General features: G+C 73.7%; 16 protein-coding genes. 4 read left to right on the plus strand and 12 right to left on the minus strand.

The window, feature by feature from the left end; all coding sequences use genetic code 11:
- From HF526_RS22550 to HF526_RS22585, 8 genes are all read right to left on the minus strand, one after another.
- Positions 1-1,381: sensor histidine kinase (locus HF526_RS22550; protein WP_169383549.1), on the minus strand; the 1,381-nt coding region annotated here is incomplete at its 3' end.
- A gap of 287 nt (positions 1,382-1,668) precedes the next feature.
- Positions 1,669-3,096 (minus strand): CBM96 family carbohydrate-binding protein, encoded by a 1,428-nt coding sequence (locus tag HF526_RS22555; protein WP_169383550.1) that lies wholly within the window; start codon positions 3,094-3,096, stop codon positions 1,669-1,671.
- A 13-nt stretch (positions 3,097-3,109) separates the two neighbouring features.
- Positions 3,110-3,658, minus strand: a complete 549-nt coding sequence (locus HF526_RS22560; protein WP_169383551.1) for a hypothetical protein — start codon at positions 3,656-3,658, stop codon at positions 3,110-3,112.
- Positions 3,659-3,728: 70 nt separating this feature from the next.
- Positions 3,729-5,834: a metallophosphoesterase gene (locus HF526_RS22565; RefSeq protein ID WP_169383552.1), complete on the minus strand. Its 2,106-nt coding sequence runs from the start codon at positions 5,832-5,834 to the stop codon at positions 3,729-3,731.
- Positions 5,831-6,913, minus strand: a complete 1,083-nt coding sequence (locus tag HF526_RS22570) for a hypothetical protein (RefSeq protein ID WP_169383553.1) — start codon at positions 6,911-6,913, stop codon at positions 5,831-5,833. Before HF526_RS22570 ends, HF526_RS22565 begins: the two co-directional genes overlap by 4 nt.
- The gene (locus HF526_RS22575) at positions 6,910-8,331 is read right to left on the minus strand and encodes an alkaline phosphatase family protein (protein ID WP_169383554.1); all 1,422 of its coding nucleotides are present in this window, start codon (positions 8,329-8,331) and stop codon (positions 6,910-6,912) included. Before HF526_RS22575 ends, HF526_RS22570 begins: the two co-directional genes overlap by 4 nt.
- Entirely contained in the window at positions 8,328-9,962 is a 1,635-nt protein-coding gene (locus tag HF526_RS22580; RefSeq protein ID WP_169383555.1) for a glycosyltransferase family 39 protein, read from the minus strand. Before HF526_RS22580 ends, HF526_RS22575 begins: the two co-directional genes overlap by 4 nt.
- Positions 9,959-12,334 (minus strand): glycosyltransferase, encoded by a 2,376-nt coding sequence (locus HF526_RS22585; RefSeq protein WP_169383556.1) that lies wholly within the window; start codon positions 12,332-12,334, stop codon positions 9,959-9,961. Before HF526_RS22585 ends, HF526_RS22580 begins: the two co-directional genes overlap by 4 nt.
- A 313-nt stretch (positions 12,335-12,647) precedes the next feature.
- On the opposite strand from HF526_RS22585, the gene HF526_RS22590 reads away from it, so the two are divergent.
- The 4 genes from HF526_RS22590 (at position 12,648) to HF526_RS37040 (ending at position 17,387) form a co-directional block, all read left to right on the plus strand.
- Positions 12,648-13,928: an MFS transporter gene (locus HF526_RS22590; protein ID WP_169383557.1), complete on the plus strand. Its 1,281-nt coding sequence runs from the start codon at positions 12,648-12,650 to the stop codon at positions 13,926-13,928.
- Positions 13,909-15,381: a DUF11 domain-containing protein gene (locus HF526_RS22595; RefSeq protein WP_169383558.1), complete on the plus strand. Its 1,473-nt coding sequence runs from the start codon at positions 13,909-13,911 to the stop codon at positions 15,379-15,381. Before HF526_RS22590 ends, HF526_RS22595 begins: the two co-directional genes overlap by 20 nt.
- A gap of 24 nt (positions 15,382-15,405) precedes the next feature.
- Positions 15,406-16,152 (plus strand): phosphatase PAP2 family protein, encoded by a 747-nt coding sequence (locus tag HF526_RS22600; RefSeq protein WP_169383559.1) that lies wholly within the window; start codon positions 15,406-15,408, stop codon positions 16,150-16,152.
- Positions 16,153-16,259: 107 nt separating this feature from the next.
- Entirely contained in the window at positions 16,260-17,387 is a 1,128-nt protein-coding gene (locus HF526_RS37040; RefSeq protein ID WP_211177656.1) for a glycoside hydrolase family 26 protein, read from the plus strand.
- Here the strand turns inward: HF526_RS37040 and HF526_RS22610 are convergent.
- Genes HF526_RS22610 through HF526_RS22625 form a run of 4 tightly spaced genes read right to left on the minus strand, consistent with a single transcriptional unit; the run spans position 17,287 to position 21,255 of the window.
- The gene (locus tag HF526_RS22610; protein ID WP_239029018.1) at positions 17,287-18,468 is read right to left on the minus strand and encodes a glycosyltransferase; all 1,182 of its coding nucleotides are present in this window, start codon (positions 18,466-18,468) and stop codon (positions 17,287-17,289) included. The genes HF526_RS37040 and HF526_RS22610 overlap by 101 nt on opposite strands.
- On the minus strand, positions 18,465-19,673 hold the full coding sequence (locus HF526_RS22615; protein WP_169383560.1) for a GNAT family N-acetyltransferase: 1,209 nt from the start codon (positions 19,671-19,673) through the stop codon (positions 18,465-18,467). The genes HF526_RS22610 and HF526_RS22615 overlap by 4 nt, the downstream gene beginning before the upstream one ends.
- The gene (locus HF526_RS22620; RefSeq protein ID WP_169383561.1) at positions 19,670-20,353 is read right to left on the minus strand and encodes a YveK family protein; all 684 of its coding nucleotides are present in this window, start codon (positions 20,351-20,353) and stop codon (positions 19,670-19,672) included. The genes HF526_RS22615 and HF526_RS22620 overlap by 4 nt, the downstream gene beginning before the upstream one ends.
- Entirely contained in the window at positions 20,350-21,255 is a 906-nt protein-coding gene (locus HF526_RS22625) for a hypothetical protein (RefSeq protein WP_169383562.1), read from the minus strand. Before HF526_RS22625 ends, HF526_RS22620 begins: the two co-directional genes overlap by 4 nt.
- Position 21,256: the final 1 nt, after the last annotated feature.

Genomic DNA, 21,256 nt, shown 5'->3' on the forward strand with positions numbered 1-21,256 from the left:
GCGCGGCCGGCAGCTCGACCGAGACGGTGCAGCCCGGCCGCGCCGGGTCGGGTGGGTGCAGCCGCAGCCGGCCGCCCTCCCCCGCCACGAGCCGCTCGACGATCTGCAGCCCCATGCCGTGCGGGCGCTCGGGGTCGCCGGGCGCGGGCGGGGCCTGCGCCACCAGCCCGGGCCCGTCGTCGCGGACCTGCACCGTCAGCACCGCACCGGTGCGGCGCGCGATGACCCACACCCGGGCGCCCGGGGCGTGCCGCGAGCAGTTCGTCAGCAGGTTCGTGATCGCCTGGGAGAAGTCCGACTGGCGCCCGGTGGCCAGCAGCCCGGGCTCGACCGAGGCCTCGACGTCCAGGCCCGCGAGCCGCCACAGCGCGACGAGCTCGTCGAGGGTCCGACCGGCGTCGTACACCCCGCCCGGGGGAGCATGGCCCTTGCGCTCCAGCAGGTCGCTCAGCCTGCGCAGCTCGGTCCGCACGGCCGATCTCGCCCGCCGCCGGCCCTCGTCGCCCGGGTCACCGTCGAGCAGCCGGGCCATGCCGCTCAGGCCGGACAACCCGTTGCGCAGCTCGTGCTCGCGCTCGGCCGCCCGCCGGGCGACGCGTTCGGCGTGGACCGCGGCCAACCGCAGCTCCTCCTCGTGGGCGAAGCGTTCGGCGAGCACCGTACGCAGCGCGCGGCGCAGCAGCTGGGCCATGCCGAGCAGCACGACCACCATGCCCAGTAGCCGCAGCATGGAGAAGACGACGCCCGCGTCGGCTCCGTCCAGCTCGGACGCCCGGTACACGTGGGCCGCGGCGATCACCCCGAAGCCCAGCCCGAGCCGCCACAGCGGCGCGCTCCGCAGCCGGCACCCGGCGGCGACGACGGCCGTCGACACCAGGCACCAGCCGAGCAACGCCACGAGGTTGACCGGGACCGGCGAGCCGAACAGGGGACCGCTCACGGGCAGGACCCCACCCAGCTCGCGGAGCACGACCGCGAGCAGCCCACCGGCAACGGCAACGATCCACCCCGCTCGGGTTCCGCTCCGCCCCGGGGGCCGGATGGCGGCGAGCAGCAGGATGACGAGCGTCAGATAGGTGACGACGAGCCCGGGGTGCGGCGGCTCGGCCGCACCGTTGTCGTCCGGTGCCGGCGCCGTGCCCGGCAGCACCGCCACGCTGTAGAGCGCGAGTGCGGGGATCAGCCACGCCGCGCGGCGGTTGCCGGAGAGCCGCCCGGCGGTCTCCCCCAAGCCCACCGCGGCGGCGCCGACGCCGGCGGACAGCAGGGCCAGCAGGTAGCGGGCCGACGTGTCGTCCACCCCCAGCACCGTGGACAGCGTTCCGGAGAACGACGCCACGAGGGCCGCGCCGAGCAGCACGGTGGCGGATTCGAAGGCCATTCGACGGCCGGGCCTCCGCGGCAGCCGCCGCAGAAGTCCGCCACGTCCGTTAGCGGGCATTCGGCACCGCCCTCCCCTGGAACCGGTCTGCTTCCGTTTCCGGAGAAGTGGTCGACACGCACGGAAGGATCGTTACGTCCCGAAGGACGGTGAACATCCTTTAGCTGGCCGAAAGGTTAATGCAGAGTGCTCCTGTCCAGGTCAGGAACTCATCCGAAGGGTCGCCGGATGTCTGCACAGCCGAGTTCGCCGGCTCCGGATCCGGGCATTCAGCCGTCCGGCGTCGATTAATGGCAGACCCCACTCCCCGAATCGGCGAACGGGGTATCGGGATCGGGTCGGAAGGTCCAGTCGTATCCCGCCGGGTGGAGGATCACCTTGAGCACTCCGAAGATCGTGTTCTTGCGCACCTCGCTGTTGGCCACGACCGTGCCGAAGCCGCTGGAGTTCTCCCCACCGGTCCCGACGACGAACTGCCGGATCCCGGTGGCGTCGTCGCGCTGGCCCGAGGGGTTCTGCGGGGCGAACCGTTCGTAGCTGTGCGCGTGCCCGGTCAGCATCATGTCGACCCCGCGGGCGTACATGACGTCGACGAGCGGGGCGATGTCGGCGCTGGCGAAGCTGTTCGAGCTCCACCGGGGCCGGTGTCCGACGACCATCGTGCACCTGTTCGGGTGCGCGGCCAGGTCGGCGTCGAGCCACTGGTACTGCGGTGAGCCGACCGCGCACCCGGTGCCGCCGCCGATCCGGGTGCACTCGGTGTTGATCATCGCGATGTGCCAGCTGCCGACGTCGAAGCTGTAGTAGCCCTCGCACGCCTTGCGGCAGCCCGGCTGGCGTGGGGTGGCCGCGTCCCCGAAGTAGCCGAAGTACCCGCTCGCCCCGCTCTGGCCGTACTCGTGGTTGCCGACGACAGGTTTCGTGATCGCTTTGACCCGGCCCCACGACGGGTCGTAGCTCGCGGTGTAGGCCGCCGGATCCCCGCTGTTGTACTGGGTGTCGCCGAGGGCCAGCACCGCGGCGGCCGGGTTGGCCAGGAGCAGGTCGGAGGTCGCCTTCATGTGGCACTGCCCGGGCACGCCGAGCCCGCCGTTGAAGCCGGATTCGTCCGGCGCGCAGGCCACGTCGCCGGCGGCCAGCACGAACGGGTCGTTCGACGGCGGGAACGGGTCGCCGGACTCGACCACCAACTGCGGCGGGTTGGCGCCCTCCCGGCTGTCGAAGATGCGCACGGCCGTGCTGCCCGTGGTGAGCGCGAACGAGTACGTCCCGTTCGCGGTGACCCGCGACGTCAGGTCGAACGAGGCGTACTGACCTGCGGTGAGCGCGCCGGACGTCGCGACGACGGGGCCGAGCGCCGGGGCGTTCCCGGCGGTGACGCCGGTCTCGGTCCACGAGTTGTCGGCCACCGACTGAAGGCGGGCGTTCACGCTGCCGGTCGACCGGCTGAAGAGCTTGAGCGTCACCCGGCTCGGCGTCTCGGTGAGCCCGGAGACGGTGAACCTGAGGAAGCCGTTGTACACCGGCGAGGCGTCGGCCCGCAGGTCGACGGCGGTTCCCCGGTTCACGGTGGGCTGGTCGGCCTGCACGTAGGTGTCGGCGTCCGCGGTGAACGTGGTGCTCGCGGCGGCCGCGACCCCCGTGCTGCCGGTGAGCAGGGCGGCCGCCACCACGGCGACGGTCAGCAGGGTGAGGGTGGTGCGTCGGCGGATCATCTCGACGGCCCGCCTAGTGACCCATCAGTGTGGCGTCGAGCGCGTCCTGCGCGGCCGTCCGCTCGTCGAGCCCGGCCTGGATGGTGGCCAGCGCGCTGTCGTAGTTCCCACCGAGGCAGGCCTGGGCGCCCGTGACGAACTTCTGCATGCCCGCCTTGGCCAACCGGTCGACGTTCGCCGCCGGGGCCCCCGCGAACACGGTGAGCGCGCCCGCCACCCGCAGCAGCCGCTGGCATCGGGCGGTCGCGCCCGCCCGGTCGCTCCGGTCGAGCGTGCGCACGGCGACGATCGCGTTGTTGAGCTCGATCTGCAGGCCCTCGCGCAGGGTGAGCCAGCGCTGCACGCCCGGCTGCTCGCCGGGCACCTGCCCGGGCGCGCCCACCGCGGCGGGATGCACGCCCGCGTGCGTCGCCCCGGGGGCACCGTCCCGGGCCGCCGACGCCGGCACCGGCGCGAACACCACGGCACCCCACACCGCGAGTGCCGCGGTCGCGAGCGCGGCGCCCCGCACCCGGCGCCACCGCCCACTCCGGACCTTCCTGTCGTCGGTGTGATCGGTCATCGCGACACCACCTCTCGTCCGTGCCGACGTCCGTGCCGTGTCCTGCGTGCTGTCCTGTCCGCGTGCTCGTCTAGTGGCATTCGCCCGTGCCCCGGTCCGGCGCCCCGTCGGCGGTCTGGAAGGCCCACTCGTAGCCGCCGGGCCGCAGCACCAGCCGCAGCACGCCGGGGGCCGACGCGATCCCGACCTCCCGGCCGGCCTGCGGTTCGTGCAGCTTGTAGAAGCTGTCCCCGCCGCTGCCCACGACGAACTGGCGGATGCCGCGCTGGTCGAGCGTGCCGTCCGGAGCCAGCGGGGCGAACCGTTCGTAGTCGTGGTCGTGCCCGCCCAGCACCAGGTCGGCGCCCGCGGCGTGCAGGGTGGTCCAGAACGCCGCGTAGTTCGGGTCACTGCCGTGGTGGCCGGAGGAGAACCGCGGCCGGTGCCAGTACGCGAGCGTGCAGCCGGCCGGGTGCGCGGCGAGGTCGGCGGCCAGCCACCGCTCCTGCGGGGAGCCGGGCCCGCAGCCGCCGACCCGGCCGCACTCGGAGTTGAGGGCGACGATGTGCCAGCCGCCGAGGTCGTAGCTGTAGTAGCCGGCCTCGCGGGCCCCGGCCGCCGGTCCGAAGTAGTCGAAGTAGCCCGCCGCCCCGCGGGTGCCGTACTCGTGGTTGCCCGGCACCGGATAGGTGATGTTCTTGAACGCCCCCCAGCTGAGGTCGTAGCCGGTCCGGAACCGCTCGAGGGTGCCGTTCGGGTACTGCAGGTCCCCGAGGGCCAGGACCGCGTCGGGCTGCATCGAGCGCACGATGTCGGCGGTCGTGTGTTCCTGGCACCGGGTGGCGCTGTTCTGCTCCTCGCTGCCCGGGCCCGCGGTGTCCGGGGCGCAGGCGATGTCGCCCGCGGCCGCCACGACCACCCCGGCGGGGTCGCGGACGGGCTTGTCCCCGGCGAAGTAGGTGGTCGCGGCCTTCACCACGCCGGCCCTGCCGCCGGATGGGGCCGCCCGGACGGCGAGCAGCGCCGCCGTGGCCGCGCCCACGAGCACGATGGCGGTGCCGGCCCGCACCGTCCGCGTCGAGGGCCGCCGCCGGCGTGGTGCCCGATCGGTTCCGGACCGGCGGCGGCGCAGCAGCGCGAGACCGAGGAGCAGCAGCGCGCCGCCGCCCCCGAAGCCGGCCAGCACATAGCCGCCCACCGGTGACGGCGACGACCCCGACGAGGCGCTGGAGTCCAGCGCCGGCTCACCCAGCACGGCGAGCGGGGCCTCGGCGAGGTCGCCGAGCACCTCGAGGTAGCGGTTGCCGAACGCCTCGCTCGGTTCGACGTGGGTGTTCTCGCTGAACTCGTTCCAGCTGATCAGGCCGAGCGCGTCCGGGGCGGAGGCGACGGCCGCCGCGTACTCCTCGCGCAGGGTCTGGCCGTCGCGCCGGTCGACCGCCCGGGTGCCGCCGAGCAGGCGTGCGTCGAAGCCGGGGGCGAAGGGCGCCAGCCACAGCCCGCGGTCGCGGTGCACGACCTGGCCCATCGACGCCAGCTTGGCGGCGTGGTCCGGGTTCTGGGCCGGGTCGACCGACGACCAGTAGTAGGCGTTGCCCTCGACCACGGGCGCCACCCGGGTGTAGCCCTCCTCGTCCTTCTCGGACGCGAGCACGCGCACGGTCGAGCGGATCGGGGCGATCGCCCGCTCCATGTCGGCCACCGAGAACATCCAGCTGCCCGACCAGATCAGCAGCGGCCGGTCGGTGGCGCGGAAGACCGGGTCGGGGGCGTAGGCGTCGGCGTAGTAGCGCAGGTCCTGGGCCACCCGGTCGACGGGCAGCGGGTGGCGTTCGAAGTCCAGCCCCTGGTAGATGACGGACAGGGTGAACCGCTCGGCGCGCGCCACGTCGGCGAGCCGGCGCAGCCGCCGGTTGTTCACCTCGGTGCTCTTCCAGCTCACGATGAACCCACTGATGCCGGCCGCCTTCGCCGCCCGGACGTGCTGGCGCATGACCTCGGGGTCGTCGCTGGAGTACCGGCCCAGTGCCGGGCGGTCGGTCTTGGCGCGGTCCCATGAGGACGGCTCGAACCAGATGTAGTAGTAGGCCAGCACAGGCAGGGCGGGGCGGGCCGCCGCCGGGCCGGCGCCGGCCTCCGCGCCGCCGCACAGCACGAGGGCGAGCGCGGCGAGCAGCCCGGACAGCGCGCGTCTCACCGGTTCACCACGACTTCCTCCCGCGGCCCGGCCCCCGTGGTGGCGGCCGGCGCGGGCGCCGGTTCGGCGAGCCGGCGCCGGTGCAGCCGGGACCGCCACAGGCCCAGCCCGCACAGCACCGTCACGGCCACGACGCCGATCCCGGTGAGGATCACGGCGTCGAGGTGGGTCAGCACCCGCACGTCGACGAACTGGCTGCGTGACAGCGCGAGCTCCTGGTCGACGGCGTACGCCTGGCCCTGGGCGGTGACCGTGTAGGTCCCGCGGGCGAGGTTGTTGACCACCGCCTCGCCACCGTCGTCGGTCGGCACCGGCAGCACGACGCCGTTGGGCAGGGTGAGGTGGACCACGGCCTGGACGGGCGTGCCCAGCAGCCGGTCCCGGACGCGCAAGTGCGCCGAGCGCAGCAGTACCACGATCTCCAGCCGCTCCCCGACCTGGCTGGGCCGGAAGCGCTGCTCGCCGATGGTGACGACGTTGGTCCCGTCGATCATGACGCTCTGCACCGACCAGGTGCTCTCCTTCGCGACCAGCTGCCCGTCGCCCAGGGTCGGCCGGACCGCGGTGAGCAGCACCGGGCGGCCGCCGGCCAGGGTCTGGGTCCGGCCCAGGTCGCTGCGCAGGGTGATCGACTCGATCCGCTCCGGTGGCACCGGGCGGCGGGCCTGGTCGACGAAGGAGTACTGCACGACCCGGTTGACCCGGAACGCCACCTGCAACCGCAGCGCGCGGTCGATGACCAGATCGGCCATCACCGGGTTGTAGCCCTGCTCGCCGCCGCCGTAGCCGTGCCACCGGACGAACTCGGCCTTCGTCCCCGGCGACTCCATGGTCGGGTTCTGCAGCTCGAGCCGGTGCGGCTTCTTCGACCGCGGCACCGTGAAGCGGACGATGCCCCGCGGGTCGGTCACGAGCGGCACGCCGTCGAGCGCGAACCGCGCGTCCGGGGTGGACGGCACCGTGGTGATCTCCACGGTCTTGTCCCGTGGCGCCGGGGGCGCGGCCACAGCCGGCCCGGCCAGGCCGATCCAGGCCACGAGCACGAGCAGCGGTACCGCCAGGAATCGAAGGTGGATCATGAGACGGCCTCCCTCGCCCGCACCGGTTCCGGAGCCGCGGCGTGCAGCTCGCGGCGCCGGCGCAGCACCGCCGGGACGACGACCGCCGCGGCCGCGAACGCGACGACACCGCCGTAGCTCGCGTACACCACCAGCCGCGCCCGGGTGCCCACCGGCGGCGTCACGCGGTCGAGGCCGAGCAGTTGCGGCCGCCGCGGCGGCGCGGCGAAGTCGAACGCCGAGCCGAGCCCGGGCGACGCCGCGTCGCGGGTGCCGAGTGGGGCGAGCTGCCAGTTGTCCTCGATGAACTTCAGCGCCGCGGTGTGGTCGAGCGGGGTGCTGTCGATGTGCCCGCGCCGGGCGTAGGGGCTGACCAGCAACGCGGGCACCCGGAAGCCGTAGCCGTACTCGTCGACGGTGGGCGGGGCGACGTGGTCGTACCAGCCACCCCATCCGCTGTAGGTCCACAGGAACGCGGAGCCGGACCAGGAACCGCTCTTGGCCAGTTCGTTCACCATCCGGCGCACCAGGAACTGGCCGTCGGCGACCCGGCCGGCCGAGTTCTCGTTCGACGCCGACGAGACGACGTAGGAGACCGCGGGCAGGGTGCCCTCGGCGAGGTCGCGGTAGTACTCGGACAGGTCCACTATGTGGCCCGCGAGCTGCGGGTCGTCGACGAAGCGGGCGAAGTTGAGCAGCGGGACTTTCGTCGTCTCCGGGCTCGACGCCGCGGTGCGGAAGTTGACCGCGGGGTCGTGGTTCTCCACGTAGAACTTCCAGGACAGGCCGCGGGCCTGCAGCCGGTCGAAGATCGTCGGGATGTCCCCGTAGCCGCCGGCGGGCACCCGCGCCAGCCCATCCGGGGTCGGAACCCCGGCCACCCAGTAGAAGTGGTTGAGCCGCTTGCCCGAGCGGGCGGAGCTGAACCAGTTGTCGAACAGCGTGTACTCGTCGGCGACGTTCCAGTAGTAGGGCAGGTCCTGGCCGTCGTAGTAGGCCATCGCCGTGGTGCCGTCGAGGCCCTGCCTGCGGTAGGCGTCGACGAAGCCGTCCATCCGGCCGGCGTTGTACTGGCGGGTCTGCACCCGCCTGCCGTCGGCGAGGTCCTCGGGCGGTTCGTTGCCGAGCCGGAAGGGCCGCACGCACTCGGTGGGGTCGGGTTTGTCGGTGCTCAGCGGGAGGCAGACGTCCGGCGGGATGCCGTTCGCGCCGGGGTAGGTGCCGAAGTAGTTGTCGAAGGAGTGGTCGGCCTGCATGAGCACGACGAAGTGCTTGATCGGCGTGGTGGTGGTGGACGGCCCGAGCGGCTGTGACCGGTCCGCCGGGGCGGCGGCCGCGGACGGCGCCGGGCCGCGGGCGGCGGACGGCACCGCGGCGGCGGGCGTCACGGCGAGCGCGACCAGGCCGGCGACGACGACGAGCATCGCGCGCCGGGTCACGGCCGGACCTCGTAGACGATCATCACCGGTTTGCTGACCTCGCTCCCGTCATCGGACCGGACCGTGATCGACTCCGTGTGCAGGACGATCCCGTGGTACTTCTCGACATAGCGCAGCAGGCGGTCGGCGAAGAACGCCGTGCGGCCCGCCGTGTAGGCGTCCCAGACGACGTAGTGGATCGTGCCGCGGCGCAGCTCGCGGTCCGGGTTGTCGATCGGCTCGTAGGAGGGGTTGCGGCTGATCGGGTTCGGGCTCACCGAGAGCCCGACCGCGGGGCGGTTCCCGTAGAAGCGGACGATGTTGGCCATCGACGGCCCGATGGTCATGACCCGGGCCCCCTCCGGCAGGTTCCGGGCCATCCAGCGGCCCATCTCCCGGCCCGCCGGGAGCCCGCCGGATCCGGCGAGGAACGTGGTGGTGGGCTCGGGGTCGACCTGTCGCCAGCTCGGCACCGCCAGGCTCACCGCGACGACGGCGACGACGCCGGCCCGCACCAGCCGGGTGGCCGGGGCCCGGGCCGGCCCGCGCAGCCGCGGAACCTGCAGGGCCGCGACCGCGCGGGCCGCGAGGATCACCACCACCGGCGTGGTGACCAGCAGGTACTGGTAGCCCTTCGTCGGCCAGACCTCGAAGAACACGGTCGGGACCCCGGCCCAGCACAGCAGCAGCGCCTCCCGCCAGCTTCCGTGCCGGCGCAGGAACCACAGCCCGGCCAGCGCCAGCGCGACGACCCCGGGCCCCATCGCGATCGGAACGACCTCGAGGTAGAACAGCGCGGTGTGGTTCGCCCGCCGGAGCAGCTGCCAGGCCAGGTAGTTCTGCCCGGTGGACCGGCGGCCCGAGAACTGCAGCGAGAGCGGGTAGGCCGCCACGACCAGTCCGGTGATCGCCACGGCCACCGCCGCCGGGCGCCACCGCGGCCGTACCGCCGGGCAGAGGATCGCGAAGACCGTCAGGCCGCCCAGCAGCAGGACGGCGGTCTCCTTGGCCAGGACGGTCAGCCCCATGGTGAGCGCCGCGGCGTACAGCGCGAGCGGCGAGCGGTGCACGCAGAACCGCGCGAACAGGTACAGGGTGAGCGTGGCGAAGAACGTCATCGGGGCGTCGAGCAGGACCTGCCGCGACACCCCGACGTGGTAGGGCATCAGCGCGAAGAACAGCGCGGCGATCAGGCCGACCCGGTGCCGGTACAGCAGCCGCCCCAGCAGCCAGACGACGCCGATCGTGGCCACCCCGAAGGCCGCCACCAGTGCGCGGGCGGCGACGTCGCCCGCTCCCAGCCGGTACAGCAGCGAGAGCGAGGTCTGGAACAGCAGCGGGTGCGCCCGGAAGATCGGGAACAGCTGCGAGGCGGCCGGATCGCCGGCCAGGGCGGCGGCCTGGCCGGCGTAGACCGCCTCGTCGCTGTTGAAACCGACGGCCCCGAGCTGCCACACCCGCAGCACCGTGCCCGCCAGCAGGATCACGGCCGGCGGGCCCAGACGACGGACCGGCCCCGGCCACCCGGCGGTGCGCGCGGCGAGCGCATCCGGGAGCCGCAGCAGTGCCCGGCCCGGCGGCCGGCTGCCGGCGCGATCGCCGACGGCCGGCCGGTCCAGCACGATCGAGGCCGGGAGGCGGACCTCGCTCACCCCGCCCTCGCGGCGGCGACGGCCGGGGCGCCGAGCGCCCGCGGGATCTCGTCGGCCCACGTGAAGTCCGGTGTGGAGATCCACCGGCAACGCAGCCCGTCCAGCGCGGAGGCCAGGATCGCGTGCTCCTTGCGGCGCAGCGCCAGATGATCGTCCGCACCGATCACGACGGACGGCGCGAGCTGGCGGAACGGCGGGAACTGGTAGGCGTCCTCGGTGTTGGCCAGCAGGTTGCGCATGGCGTCGGCCCGGCTCAGCTCGCCGGCCCCGTGGGCGCCGCGGGAGATCAGGAACAGCTCGCTCACTACGGTGCTCGGGACGATCGTGCACGGCAGCAGCCGGTCCACCGTGTACTTCGGTGGTGGGACCAGGCGCTGGGTCAGCGCGTTCACGCCCATGATCGGGATGTTCAGCCGGCTGAGCAGCATCGCGAACTGCCGGCCCTCCTTGGAGTGCAGCCGGCTCTGCAGCTGCAGCCGCCGCCACTCCCTGCGGCTGAGCTCGTCGGAGCCGACGGCGCGCAGCGTGTGGTGGGAGATGGTCAGCGGCTTGGGGAAGCAGCCGACCCGGCCGTCGGGGTGCAGGATCGTCATGTCGTCGGACAGGAAGCGCGCGCCGCGCTCGCGGACCAACCGCAGCACGGTCCCGGTCTTGCCGGTGTCGGTCTCCGCGGAGATCAGCATCCCGAGGCCGTCGAGTTCGAGGCACGCCGAGTGCAGCAGCATCACGCCCCGGCTGACCGCGACGAAACGCAGCAGGGCCTCGAGGATGTTGGTGTAGACGACGTGCGGCGAGTGCGCCAGCGGCGGGGCCACGGTGACCACGATCGGCTCGCCGAGCTGCACGTGGAAGTTGGCGCCGAGCCGGCCGAGGTGCTCGGAGTAGGCGACGCTCGGCGGCGTGGTGGTCTGGGTCATCGTGGCGCGGGTGCGGGGCATCGCGGTGCCGGTGGGCTGGATGCGCACCTGGATGTCGGTGTCGTGCCCGAGGTACTGCGCGCGGAAGTACTCCAGCTCGGGCAGCCGCACCTGGGAGCCGACGGTGGCGACGTCCGGGATCTCGTAGCGGTAGGGCAGGTAGCGCTGCCCGGGCCTGGCGGCGGTGCGCGGCGCCGCGACGCGCGGCGTGGGTGCCGGTGCCGTGTCGGCCGCGGCGCCGTCCGGCGGGACCGACACATCGACGACGATCTTCATCGGTTCCCGCGGCGGCGCGGCCGCGGCCGCGGTGCCGTAGATCGCGGCGTCGGCCACCAGGAAGCGCACCGCGAACAGCAGCAGCAGCGTGATCAGGTTGGCCCATACCACGTTCATGCCCAGTGCCTCGACCAGCAGCGCGAGCAACGGCAGCCGGGCGAGCAGTGCGATGTGGTTGAGCAGGAAGAAGCGCACCGCCCGGCCGCGCCGGGTGCCGGGTTTGGCGCCGGGGAACACCAGCCTCTCGGTGAGCAGGAACAGCCAGGCCGTCGACGCCTCCGTGGCCAGTACCGCGGCGATCAGGTAGTGCAGCCGGGGTGCCTGGATGCCCAGCAGCATCAGCACGGCGGTGTTGACCAGCAGTCCGGACGCACCGACGAGACCGAACAGGAACGCGCGCAGCAGCCACTGCCGCGGCCCGGCGCTCTCCGCGGACCGGGCCACCTGCCGGGCCAGCACCGCGAGCCGCAGCCGGGCGAGGTGGCCGGTGAACCGGGCGCCCTCGGCGAGTGACGCCTTGCTCTGCCCGGTGTGCCGGGGCTGCATGGAGAACGGGACCTCGGCCACCCGCAGCCGCGGGTTGCGGACCACGATCTCCATGAGGATCTTGAAGCCGTGCGGCTCCAGCCGGTCGAGGTCGATCGCGGCGGTGCGCAGGGCGAACATCCCGCTCATCGGGTCGGATAGCTGGGCCAGCCGGCGCGGGAACATCGTCTTGGCCACGGCGGTGGCGCCGCCGGAGACCGCGTGCCGGGTGGTGGTGCCGAGGCCGCCCGCGTCGCCCCCGCCGACGTGCCGGCTCGCGGCCACCAGGTCCAGGTCGCGCGAGCGCCCGACGCCGGCCAGCCGCAGCGCCAGCTCGGGCGGGTGCTGCAGGTCGCCGTCCATGACCACGGCCCAGTCGGCGCGGGCCTCCCGCAACCCGGCGACCACGGCGCCGCCGAGCCCGCCCGTGCGATCCCCGCGCTCGCGGTGCAGCAGCCGCACGGGCAGCCGCTCGGCCAGCGAGCGGGCGAGCACCTTCTCCGGGGTGTCGTCGTCGCTGTCGTCGACGAAGAGCACCTCGATCCGGCGCGGCCCGGCCGCGGCCTTGACGCGGTCGAGCAGCGGCCCGATGTTCCCCGACTCGTTGCGGGTCGGCACGACGACGGTGAGCTCCGGTGGCGATGTGTGCGACACGGTCTCGAGTGGCAGATGACCGCTGGCGTTGTCGAACAATGGGTCCTCCCCTGCGGGCGGGGCCGATGAATGGGGGCGGTGAGCCGGGAGGGGCGCAATCACAGCGGCCCACCGCGACGAGGAGCCTGCCCGCGTCGCGGCCGGGCGTTCATCCTCAGAATTGAGGGATCCGCCGTTGCGGCCGGCCGGGGCCCACCCGCAGATCGCCGCGACGGTGGCGGACATCCTCAGAATTGAGGACGGAACCCACGCCGCGCCCTCCTACGCTCACCACCTCGACGTCTGCGTCCGGCGGTGAGCGAAGGGCCGGTCCTTGTACCAGATCGAGAACTCCGCGCAGGTGCTCGCGGCCCGCCGCGGGGCGCCCGGCTCCCGTCCGGCCCGCCCGTGGGTCAACCGCACCGTGCTCGCGCTCGGGCTGACCAGCCTCTTCACCGACGTCTCGGCCGAGATGATCACCACGGTGCTGCCGCTGTACCTGGTCTTCGGGCTGCAGCTGTCGCCGCTGGTGTTCGGGGTGGTCGACGGGCTCTACACCGGCGCGACCGCGCCCGTCCGGCTGCTCGCCGGGTTATGGGCGGACCGGGCGCGCCGGCACAAGGAGGCCGCGGTCGCCGGCTACGCGCTCTCGACGCTGTCCCGGCTCGGGATGCTCGCGGTGGGCAACGTGTGGACGGCCCTGGCCGGCCTGGTGTTCATCGACCGCGTCGGCAAGGGCATCCGCACCGCGCCGCGGGACGCGATGATCTCCCTCGCCACCCCGCGGGAGCAGTGGGCCGCCGCGTTCGGAGCGCACCGCGCGCTGGACATGGTGGGCGCGATGGGCGGCCCGGTGCTGGCCTTCGCGGTGCTCGCCGCGGTGCCCGGCGGGTACGACGCGGTGTTCGTGGTGAGCCTGTGTGCCGGGCTGATCGGGCTGGGTGTGGTGGCGCTGTTCGTGCGCAACCCGCCGATGCCCGCTGCCGCCGGGTCCGGCGCCGGCGTCTCGCTGCGGGCGGCGGCCCGGCTGCTGCGGCGGCCGGGCGTGACCGGGCTGGTCGTGGCCGGCTCGCTGCTGGGCCTGGCGACGCTGAGCGACGGGTTCGTCTACCTCACGCTGCAGGACCGGCTCGGGTTCGACATCGGGTTCTTCCCGCTGCTGTACGTGGCCACCTCGCTGGTGTTCATGGTGCTCGCCGTGCCGGTCGGCCGGCTCGCCGACCGGCACGGCAGGCCCCGGGTCTTCACCGCCGGGTACGGGTCGCTGCTGCTGATCTACCTGCTGCTGCTGACCCCCTGGGCCGGGGTGGGCTGGGTCGTCGTCTGCCTGGTCCTGCTCGGCGGCTACTACGCGGCCACCGACGGTGTGCTCATGGCGCTGGCCGGTGCGGTGCTGCCGGCGCGGTTGCGGACCAGCGGGATGGCCCTGATCACGACGGCCACCAGCCTCGCCCGGCTGGTCTCCTCGCTGCTGTTCGGTCTGCTGTGGACGGTGGCCGGGACCCGGCTCGCGGTCGGGGTCCTCGTCGCGTTCCTGGTCCCGGCCCTCGTCGTCGCCGTCGTCGTGCTGGGCCGGGGGCGCCGGGAGGTGACCGATGGCGACGCCGCCGGATGAGCCGGGGACGCGGCTGCGGGCCCCGCGGGGCGACGAGGCCCGGTCGTGGCTGTTCGGCGCGCTGGCCGCGATGTGCGTGCTGCTCGCCGCCGGATACGTGGCCTGGTCCGGGTGGCGGGCGTCGGTCCCCGGCCCGGGCGTCCCGGTGCGGGTCGCGGACGGCGCGCCGGCGTTGCTGTTCCAGAACCTGACCGACGGTGACGCCCGCGGGCGGGTCGGTCTGGTCCCGCTCGCCGACCCGAACGGCGCCCGCAGCGTGACCGGCCTGAGCTGCGACCGGGTGCACTTCGCCGCAGGCAGCGGGCTGTGCCTGGCCGTCGGGGGCGGCTTCCCGCCGATCGAGTACGCGTTGATCTTCGGGCCGGACTTCGCGGTCCGCCACGAGATCCCGCTGAGCGGGCTGCCCAGCCGGGCCCGGGTGTCCCCGGACGGGCGCTACGGCGCGACCACGGTGTTCGTCACCGGACACTCCTATGCCGAGCACGGGTTCTCCACCCGGACCACGCTGATCGACATGGCGGCCGGGACGAAGCTGGCCGACCTCGAGGAGCTCGCCATCGTCCGCGACGGTGCCGCCTTCCACTCCCCCGACGTCAACTTCTGGGGCGTCACGTTCGCCGCCGACGGCAACCACTTCTACGCGACGATGGCCACCGGCGGGCGCACCTTCCTGGTCGCCGGGGACATCGCCGCGCGGCGCGTCGTCGTCGGGCGGGAGAACGTGGAGTGCCCGTCGCTGTCGCCGGACGGGACCCGGCTGGCGTTCAAGAAGCGGATGGACAACGGGCTCGGGTCGCCGGTGTGGCGGTTCCACGTGCTGGACCTGGCGACGATGCGCGAGACGCCGCTGGCCGAGACCCGCAGCATCGACGACCAGGTCGAATGGCTCGACGACCAGCACGTTCTCTACGGCAGCCCGGACTCCGCACGCGCGGTGTTCGTCGCGCCGGCCGACGGCAGCGGCGAGCCGCGGCAGTTCCTGAGCCAGGGGCTGTCGCCCGCCGTGCTGCGGACCCCGCTCCCGGCCACGGCCGCCGCGCAGCTGTCCGCGGCCGACCAGGTCACCGTCCCGGCCACCGACCTGGGGCTCACCCTGGCCACCCCGGCCGACTCCGCCACCCCTTTCGAGCACACCCTCGCGGTCACCAACCACGGACCGCGCGACGCCACCCGCGTCGTCGTGGAGGACGTCGTCACCGGCCCGGCGACCATCTCCGCGGCGACCGCGGGCACCCCGCCCGGCGCCGGCGGGTACGGCTGCGCGGTGTTCGCCGAGGAGGACCGGGTGCGCTGCGACACCCCGCGGCTGCCGGCCGGCGCGACCTGGACGATCACGGTCCGCGTGCAGCCCACCGGTCCGGGAGTGGTCGCGGGGCGGGGAATGGCGAGTGCCGCGGAGCCGGATCGGGAGCCGGGGAACGACGGGGCCTCGGGTGAAACGCGGGTGCTGTGAGTTCGCCCGGCCGCCGGACTGGCAATGAGCCCACGCGCCGAACCGTCCGGGGTGGCCGGAATCGATCGCCGCTCGCTCAGCGAATTCACGTACCGTGGCCGAGTGACCCGCTCGAAGATCGAACGACCGGCCTCGCTGATTCCGGAGAGTGGAGTTCGCGCAACCGCCGCGGTGGCGCTTCTCGCGTCCGCGATACTGGCCGTGCTCGCAATGCGTTACGCAGACACCACTGCGGCCGGAGCGCTGGACGGCTCGCTGGCGGGTCGGGTCCACGCGTTCACCGCGGGACACCGTCATGCGCTGAACACGGTGATGCACTTCGGTGAGCCCACATCGGTCATCGTCATGGCGGGGGTCCTGGCTCTGACCTGTCTCGCGCTGCGACGCCGACTGCTCGCGGTTCTCGCCGTACTCGGACCTGCGGTGACCGGCCTGTTGACGTCGGCGCTGAAGCCGCTGGTCGGCCGCACCTTCCACGGGGATCTGTCGATGCCGAGCGGGCACACCGGCGGCATCACTGCCATTGCGCTCGTGGTGGCCCTGATCGTGGCGAACGTCGTCGACCCTCGACTCCGCGGCCGGGTCCTGTCCCTCATGCTCCTCGGAGCGGTGGCGGTTGCCGTCACCATGGGCATTGCGTTGATCGCGCTGAGTATCCACTATCCGACGGACGTGCTCGGCGGGTTCTGCACGGCGGTTGCCGCCGTGGGCGGGGTGTCGCTGCTGTTGCAGTGGTGGGAGGCCCGTTCACGACGCTCATCGCAGACCTGAGACCAATTCTGAATAGGATGCGCAGGACTCGTCGTTCACCTTCTGAACTTGATGTGAACCTGTCCCCTCGCAGTGGTTCCGTGCGCCGTTCTGTTTATGCTGGGCAGGTGCCGCCCCGCGTTTTCTCACTTCACCGGTCCGGCCGGCGGCATCGAAGCGGCGCATCGCTGCTCTCCCCGCAGTCGTCCATCGGGCGCCGGAGCCGGCGCTTCCGACAGGCCCGGCTGGTCGGGGGGCTCGTCGTCCTGGCTGCGCTGGTCGCGACCCTCGGACTGACTCCGGCACATCGGCTGCTCCTCGGCAACAGCTCGACTGCGGCGCCGGCCTGGGCGACCGCCCCGGCCGCCCCGCCGCAGCACGCAACGGCGTCCGGGGCGTTCCTCGGCTCCGACGCCACGGGTATCCAACTCATGCCCCAGTTCGACGCCTGGCGCGGCGGCCGGGTGTCCGCCGTCGGGCACACCTATCTGCCCGGTGGGTCCTGGTCGGACATCGAGGGACCGAGTTGGCTGGTGCAGCCGTGGGCGGCATGGCGCACCGCTGATCCGAACCGACTGCTCGTGCTCAACGTGCCGATGTCCGACGCGAACGAGGCCGGGCTGACCGACGCCCAGGTCGCCGATCGACTCCGGCGCGGCGCGGCCGGCGAGTTCGACCAGCACTACCAGGTGCTCGCGCAGCGTCTGGTCGCCGCCGGAGCGGGTGACACGGTGATCGTGCTCGGCTGGGAGATGAACGGCGACACGTACTCCGGACGGTGCGGTCCCGACCCGCAGGCCTGGCAGAGCTACTGGCAGCGGATCGTCACCACGATGCGTCAGGTTCCGGGTGCGGCGTTCCGGTTCGACTTCGCGCCGAGCCGGGGCGAGGACGCCGTCGCATGGCCGCAGTGCTACCCGGGCGACCGGTACGTGGACATCATCGGCATGGACACCTACGACCAGGATCCCGGCACGACATTCCAGGACTACATCGATCAGCCCTACGGCCTGAAGTTCCAGGTGGAGTTCGCCGCCGCTCACGGCAAGCCGGTGTCCTACCCGGAGTGGGGGCTGTTCCGCCGGGGCGACGACCCGGCCTTCATCCAGGGCATGCACGACTGGATCGCCACCCACGACGTCGTGTACGAGACGGTCACCGACTACTGCCCGCACGGCGTGTGGCAGTGCGGTGCGCAGAACCCGAAGTCCGCGGCGCTCTATCAGAAGCTGTTCGGCCCGGGATCGACAGCGTGAGCGTGGCGAGCTCGTCGAGGGTGCGCCGCTCGTCGAAGATCGCGGCCCGCTCCCGGGACCGGGCACCCTCGGCGAGGGCCCGGTCCGGATCGTCCAGCCGCGCGGCCACGGCCGCGGCGAGCGCACCGGCGTGATCCGGCGGCACCAGCGCCCCGGTGCCGGGGCTGACGATCTCGGCCAGGCCGGGGATGTCCGACGCCACCAGCGACCGGCCACTGGCCAGCGCCTCCAACGCGGTGAGCGACAACCCCTCCCACCGCGAGGGCAGTACCACGACGTCGGCCGCCGCGTAGACCGGCCGCACGTCGGTTACCGCCGGGCGCCATCGCACACCGGGCGCCGTGCTCATCCGCCGTCCGGCTTCGGGGCCGGCGTCGTGATCGCCGACGACGAGCAGCTCCGCCCGGGGGGTGCGCTCGCGCACGGCAGGCCAGGCGTCGAGCAGCACGTCCTGACCTTTCTGCCGGGTCACCCGGCCTAGGCACACGGCGAGCGGCACGTCCGGCGCGACGCCCAGCGATGCCCGCGCAGCGGCCCGCTCCTGCTCGCCGGCCGGTGCGAAGTGCGCAAGGTCGACACCGTTGTGCACGACGGCCCAGCGCCCGCGGATCCCGGCCGCGCGCCCCTGCGCCTGCTCCCCCGGCCCCACGCAGACCAGCGACGCGGCCCAGCGCGCGGCGACCCTCTCCCAGGCCATGGCCGCGCGCGCCGTCGGGCCGGTCGCGGCCAGCCAGGACCAGCCGTGCGGCTGGAACAGCGTCGGCCGCCGCCCACGGATCGCCAACCGGCCGGCCAGCCCCGCCTTCGCGGAGTGCAGGTGCACGACGTCCGGATCGTGCCGGCGGACGATCCGCGCCAGTCGCAGCGCCTCCCCGGCGGTGGCGGGGCCGGGGCTGCGGGCGGCGGGCCAGTGGACCGGCGGACGGCCGAGTCCCGTGAGGTCGCCGGCGAGCCGGCCGCCGGGCGGGCACGCCACCGTCACCGACCAGCCCCGCGCCAGTTGGTCGGCGACCGCTGCCAGCACGTAGCGGTGGACCCCGGCGTCGGTGGGTTGCGCGACGTGCAGGACGCGCAGGGTCATCGCCGCGTCCTCGCCCGGGTGCGCAGAGCGCGCGCGCCGGCGGCCGGCCCCTCCTGGCGGGCGCACTGCAACGCGTCGGCCAGCGTGTCGCGCAGCTCGGGGTGGCGGTCGGCGAGCCACCGGCCGGTGGTCGCGCGCGCACCGACCAGGCCGGCGTAGGCGACGGCGACGGGGCCGCCACGCCGCGCGAGGAGTACCCGATGCTGCTCGACGCGCATCGGCCGCCACCGCAGCTTGTAGTCCTCCTCGCCACGCAGCAGGCTCAGCCGGTCCTTCCCCAGCTCGGCGGTGAGCGCGAGGTTGTGCCGCACCATCAACGTGGCCGTGTCGACGCGCTCGCGCAGGGCCGGGTCGACACCGGTCAGGTAACCCCCCACCGAGTCGCCGTCGATGAGCAGCAGCTCCGCGGCCAGCACCGTGCCGTCGATCCGGTACTGCTCCAGCCGCGCGTTGCCGGTGGCCGCCAGTGCGGTCGCGGCCTGCCGCAACAGCCGGGCGAAACGGGGGGTGAGGTGTTCGGGGTTGCCGCCGCGGCCGCGCCACTGCCGTTCGTGCAGCGCCAGCAGGGTGGTGACGCCGTCGGCGATCTCGGCCGGGGCCGCGGTCCGCACCGCGACGCCGGCCTGGTCGATCGTTCGCAGCTTGCGCCGGATCGTGCCGCGTGTGCGCGTCGGCAGCTGCGGCAACAGCTCGTCGAGGGGGCGCCCGGGGAGCTCGAGGCAGACCGAGGACGGGCTCGACCAGCGCCGGCCCGGCCACGCCGCCTCGACCTGTGCCGCGATCCCGCCCGCACGCACCTCGGGCAGATCCAGCACGTCCCACCCGGGCTCGGCGGCGAGCGCCGCGGACAACCGGCCCAGCGCCGGAGCCTGCAGGTCGCCTGCCTGGACCAGGAACTCGCTGACGTCGGACACTCCACGCCCCACCGGCGTGAGTACTCGGACGCCGTGGCGACGCTCCAGCATCACCGCGGCCCCGGCGACCAGCTGCCCGGAGCGCCGGACGGTCAGCACCCGGAGGTCGTCGCGGCCGTAGGCCGCCCACCAGGCCGTCAGCCAACCGGCGCGCTGGAACGCGGTCGCGCCGGGGCAGCGGTTGTGCAGCGCGTCCCACTCCTGCGCGAGGTCCGCGAACCCGGCCACGTCGCGCACCCACCGCGTGGCCCACACGCCCGTGTCGGCGATCGTCCGCACCGCGCCGGTCATCGGCCGGCCCCGCCTGGCAAGACCACCGGGATCCGCGGCCGCGCTTCGGCCGGCAGCGGGGCGGGTGGCCCCAGGATGAGCAATCCGCCGAGCAGCAGCCCCGCCCCGGCACCGGCGAGCGCGAGCAGCGACGGCGTCGGTGACGAGGGGGTCACCGGAACCGTCGCCGAGCTGAAGACGCTGAGCCGGACCGCGGTCGCGGCGCTCTGCCGATTCCCGTGGTCGATCAGGGCGCCGGTGACCGCCGTGGCGATGGCGGCGGTCCGCTGTGCGTCGCGGCCACTGACCGAGATCTCGATCATCGGTGCGTCCCGGGACGCCGTCGCCACGACCTCACCCGCGAGCGCCGCCGGTGCGCTCCCCGTGCTCGCCGTCGCGGCGGCGAGCACGTCCGGTGTCGCGGCGATCCGGCTGTAGGCCTGCGCGTAACCGGTCTCCCGGGAGAGCCCGAGATCGCTGGTCGCCGTCACGACCACGAACGCGTTCGCGGTGTAGGTCGGCTCGGCGACCATCCCGTAGGTGGCGCCGAGAGCCGCTCCGGTGCCCACCAGCGCGCCGAGCACGATGACGCCGCGCAGCAGGCGGCCGCGCCCGGCATCGAGCAGACGCCGGTCGAGCCTCCCGGCCGGCAGCCATCGGCGGCTCCCGGTACGCATCACTCCCCCATCGGCCGTGGTCATCGCTGCTCCCGTCCTGCCCGCACGACGGATCCGACGGCCGACGCGACGAGGTCCCTGGCGATCCAGCCGACCATCCGTGGCTGTTTGCGCAGATGCGCCACCGCGTACGGCAGGTAGGCCTTGCCATAGGGCAGGTAGAGGCGCACGTCCAGGCCCTGCCGCTGCGCGTCGCGGCGGCTGTGCCGTATCGGCATGCCATAGAGCAGTTCGACACCGCAGGGTGTACCGGCCGCACGCAACCGCCGCACCGCCTCGGTCATGAGCTCGACGTCGTGCGTGGCGACCGCGACGTGCCGGGCGCGTCCGGCCAGCGCGTCGATCACCCGGAGGTAGCCGAGCCGGAGATCACCCTCGTCGCCGCCCGGATCGGGCCACTGCCCCTTGACCACCCGGACCGGCAGGCCGAGCTCGCACGCTCGGTGCGCGTCGCCGACGGCGCGCCGCCAGCGGGCCGCGACGGTGTAGCCCACCTCGACGTCCGGGCGCGTCGCCCGGGCCTGCCCGGCCATCGCGAGAGTGCGGTCTGCTGATCCGGGATCGAGCGAGTCGAGGTGCACCCGGCAGCCCGCCGCACCGGCGCGCGAGACGCACTCGTCGAACAGCTCCGGGGAGAAGCCGAGGCCGGGCAGCTTGATCGAGATGTAGTCACCCGGCCGGACGGTCGCGACGTCGAAGGCCATCCGGTACTCGGATGCGACCGTCCCGGGGGTGTCGGCGGGACCGTCCCAGAACCCGAACGTGGCGCTGACACCGCTCGTCGCGAGTTCGTCGGCGACGCGCACCGCGTCGGCCAGGCCCTCACCGGCGATGTAGCGCCGGGCGATCCGGGTGCGGACCGAGACGAGGCCGGCCCGCCCGCGTGCGCGCAACGACGCCGCGGTGTCCACTGTGTGCCGGCCCATC

The organism is Pseudonocardia acidicola (assembly GCF_012911935.1).
In the GTDB taxonomy this organism is placed as follows: domain Bacteria; phylum Actinomycetota; class Actinomycetes; order Mycobacteriales; family Pseudonocardiaceae; genus Pseudonocardia; species Pseudonocardia acidicola.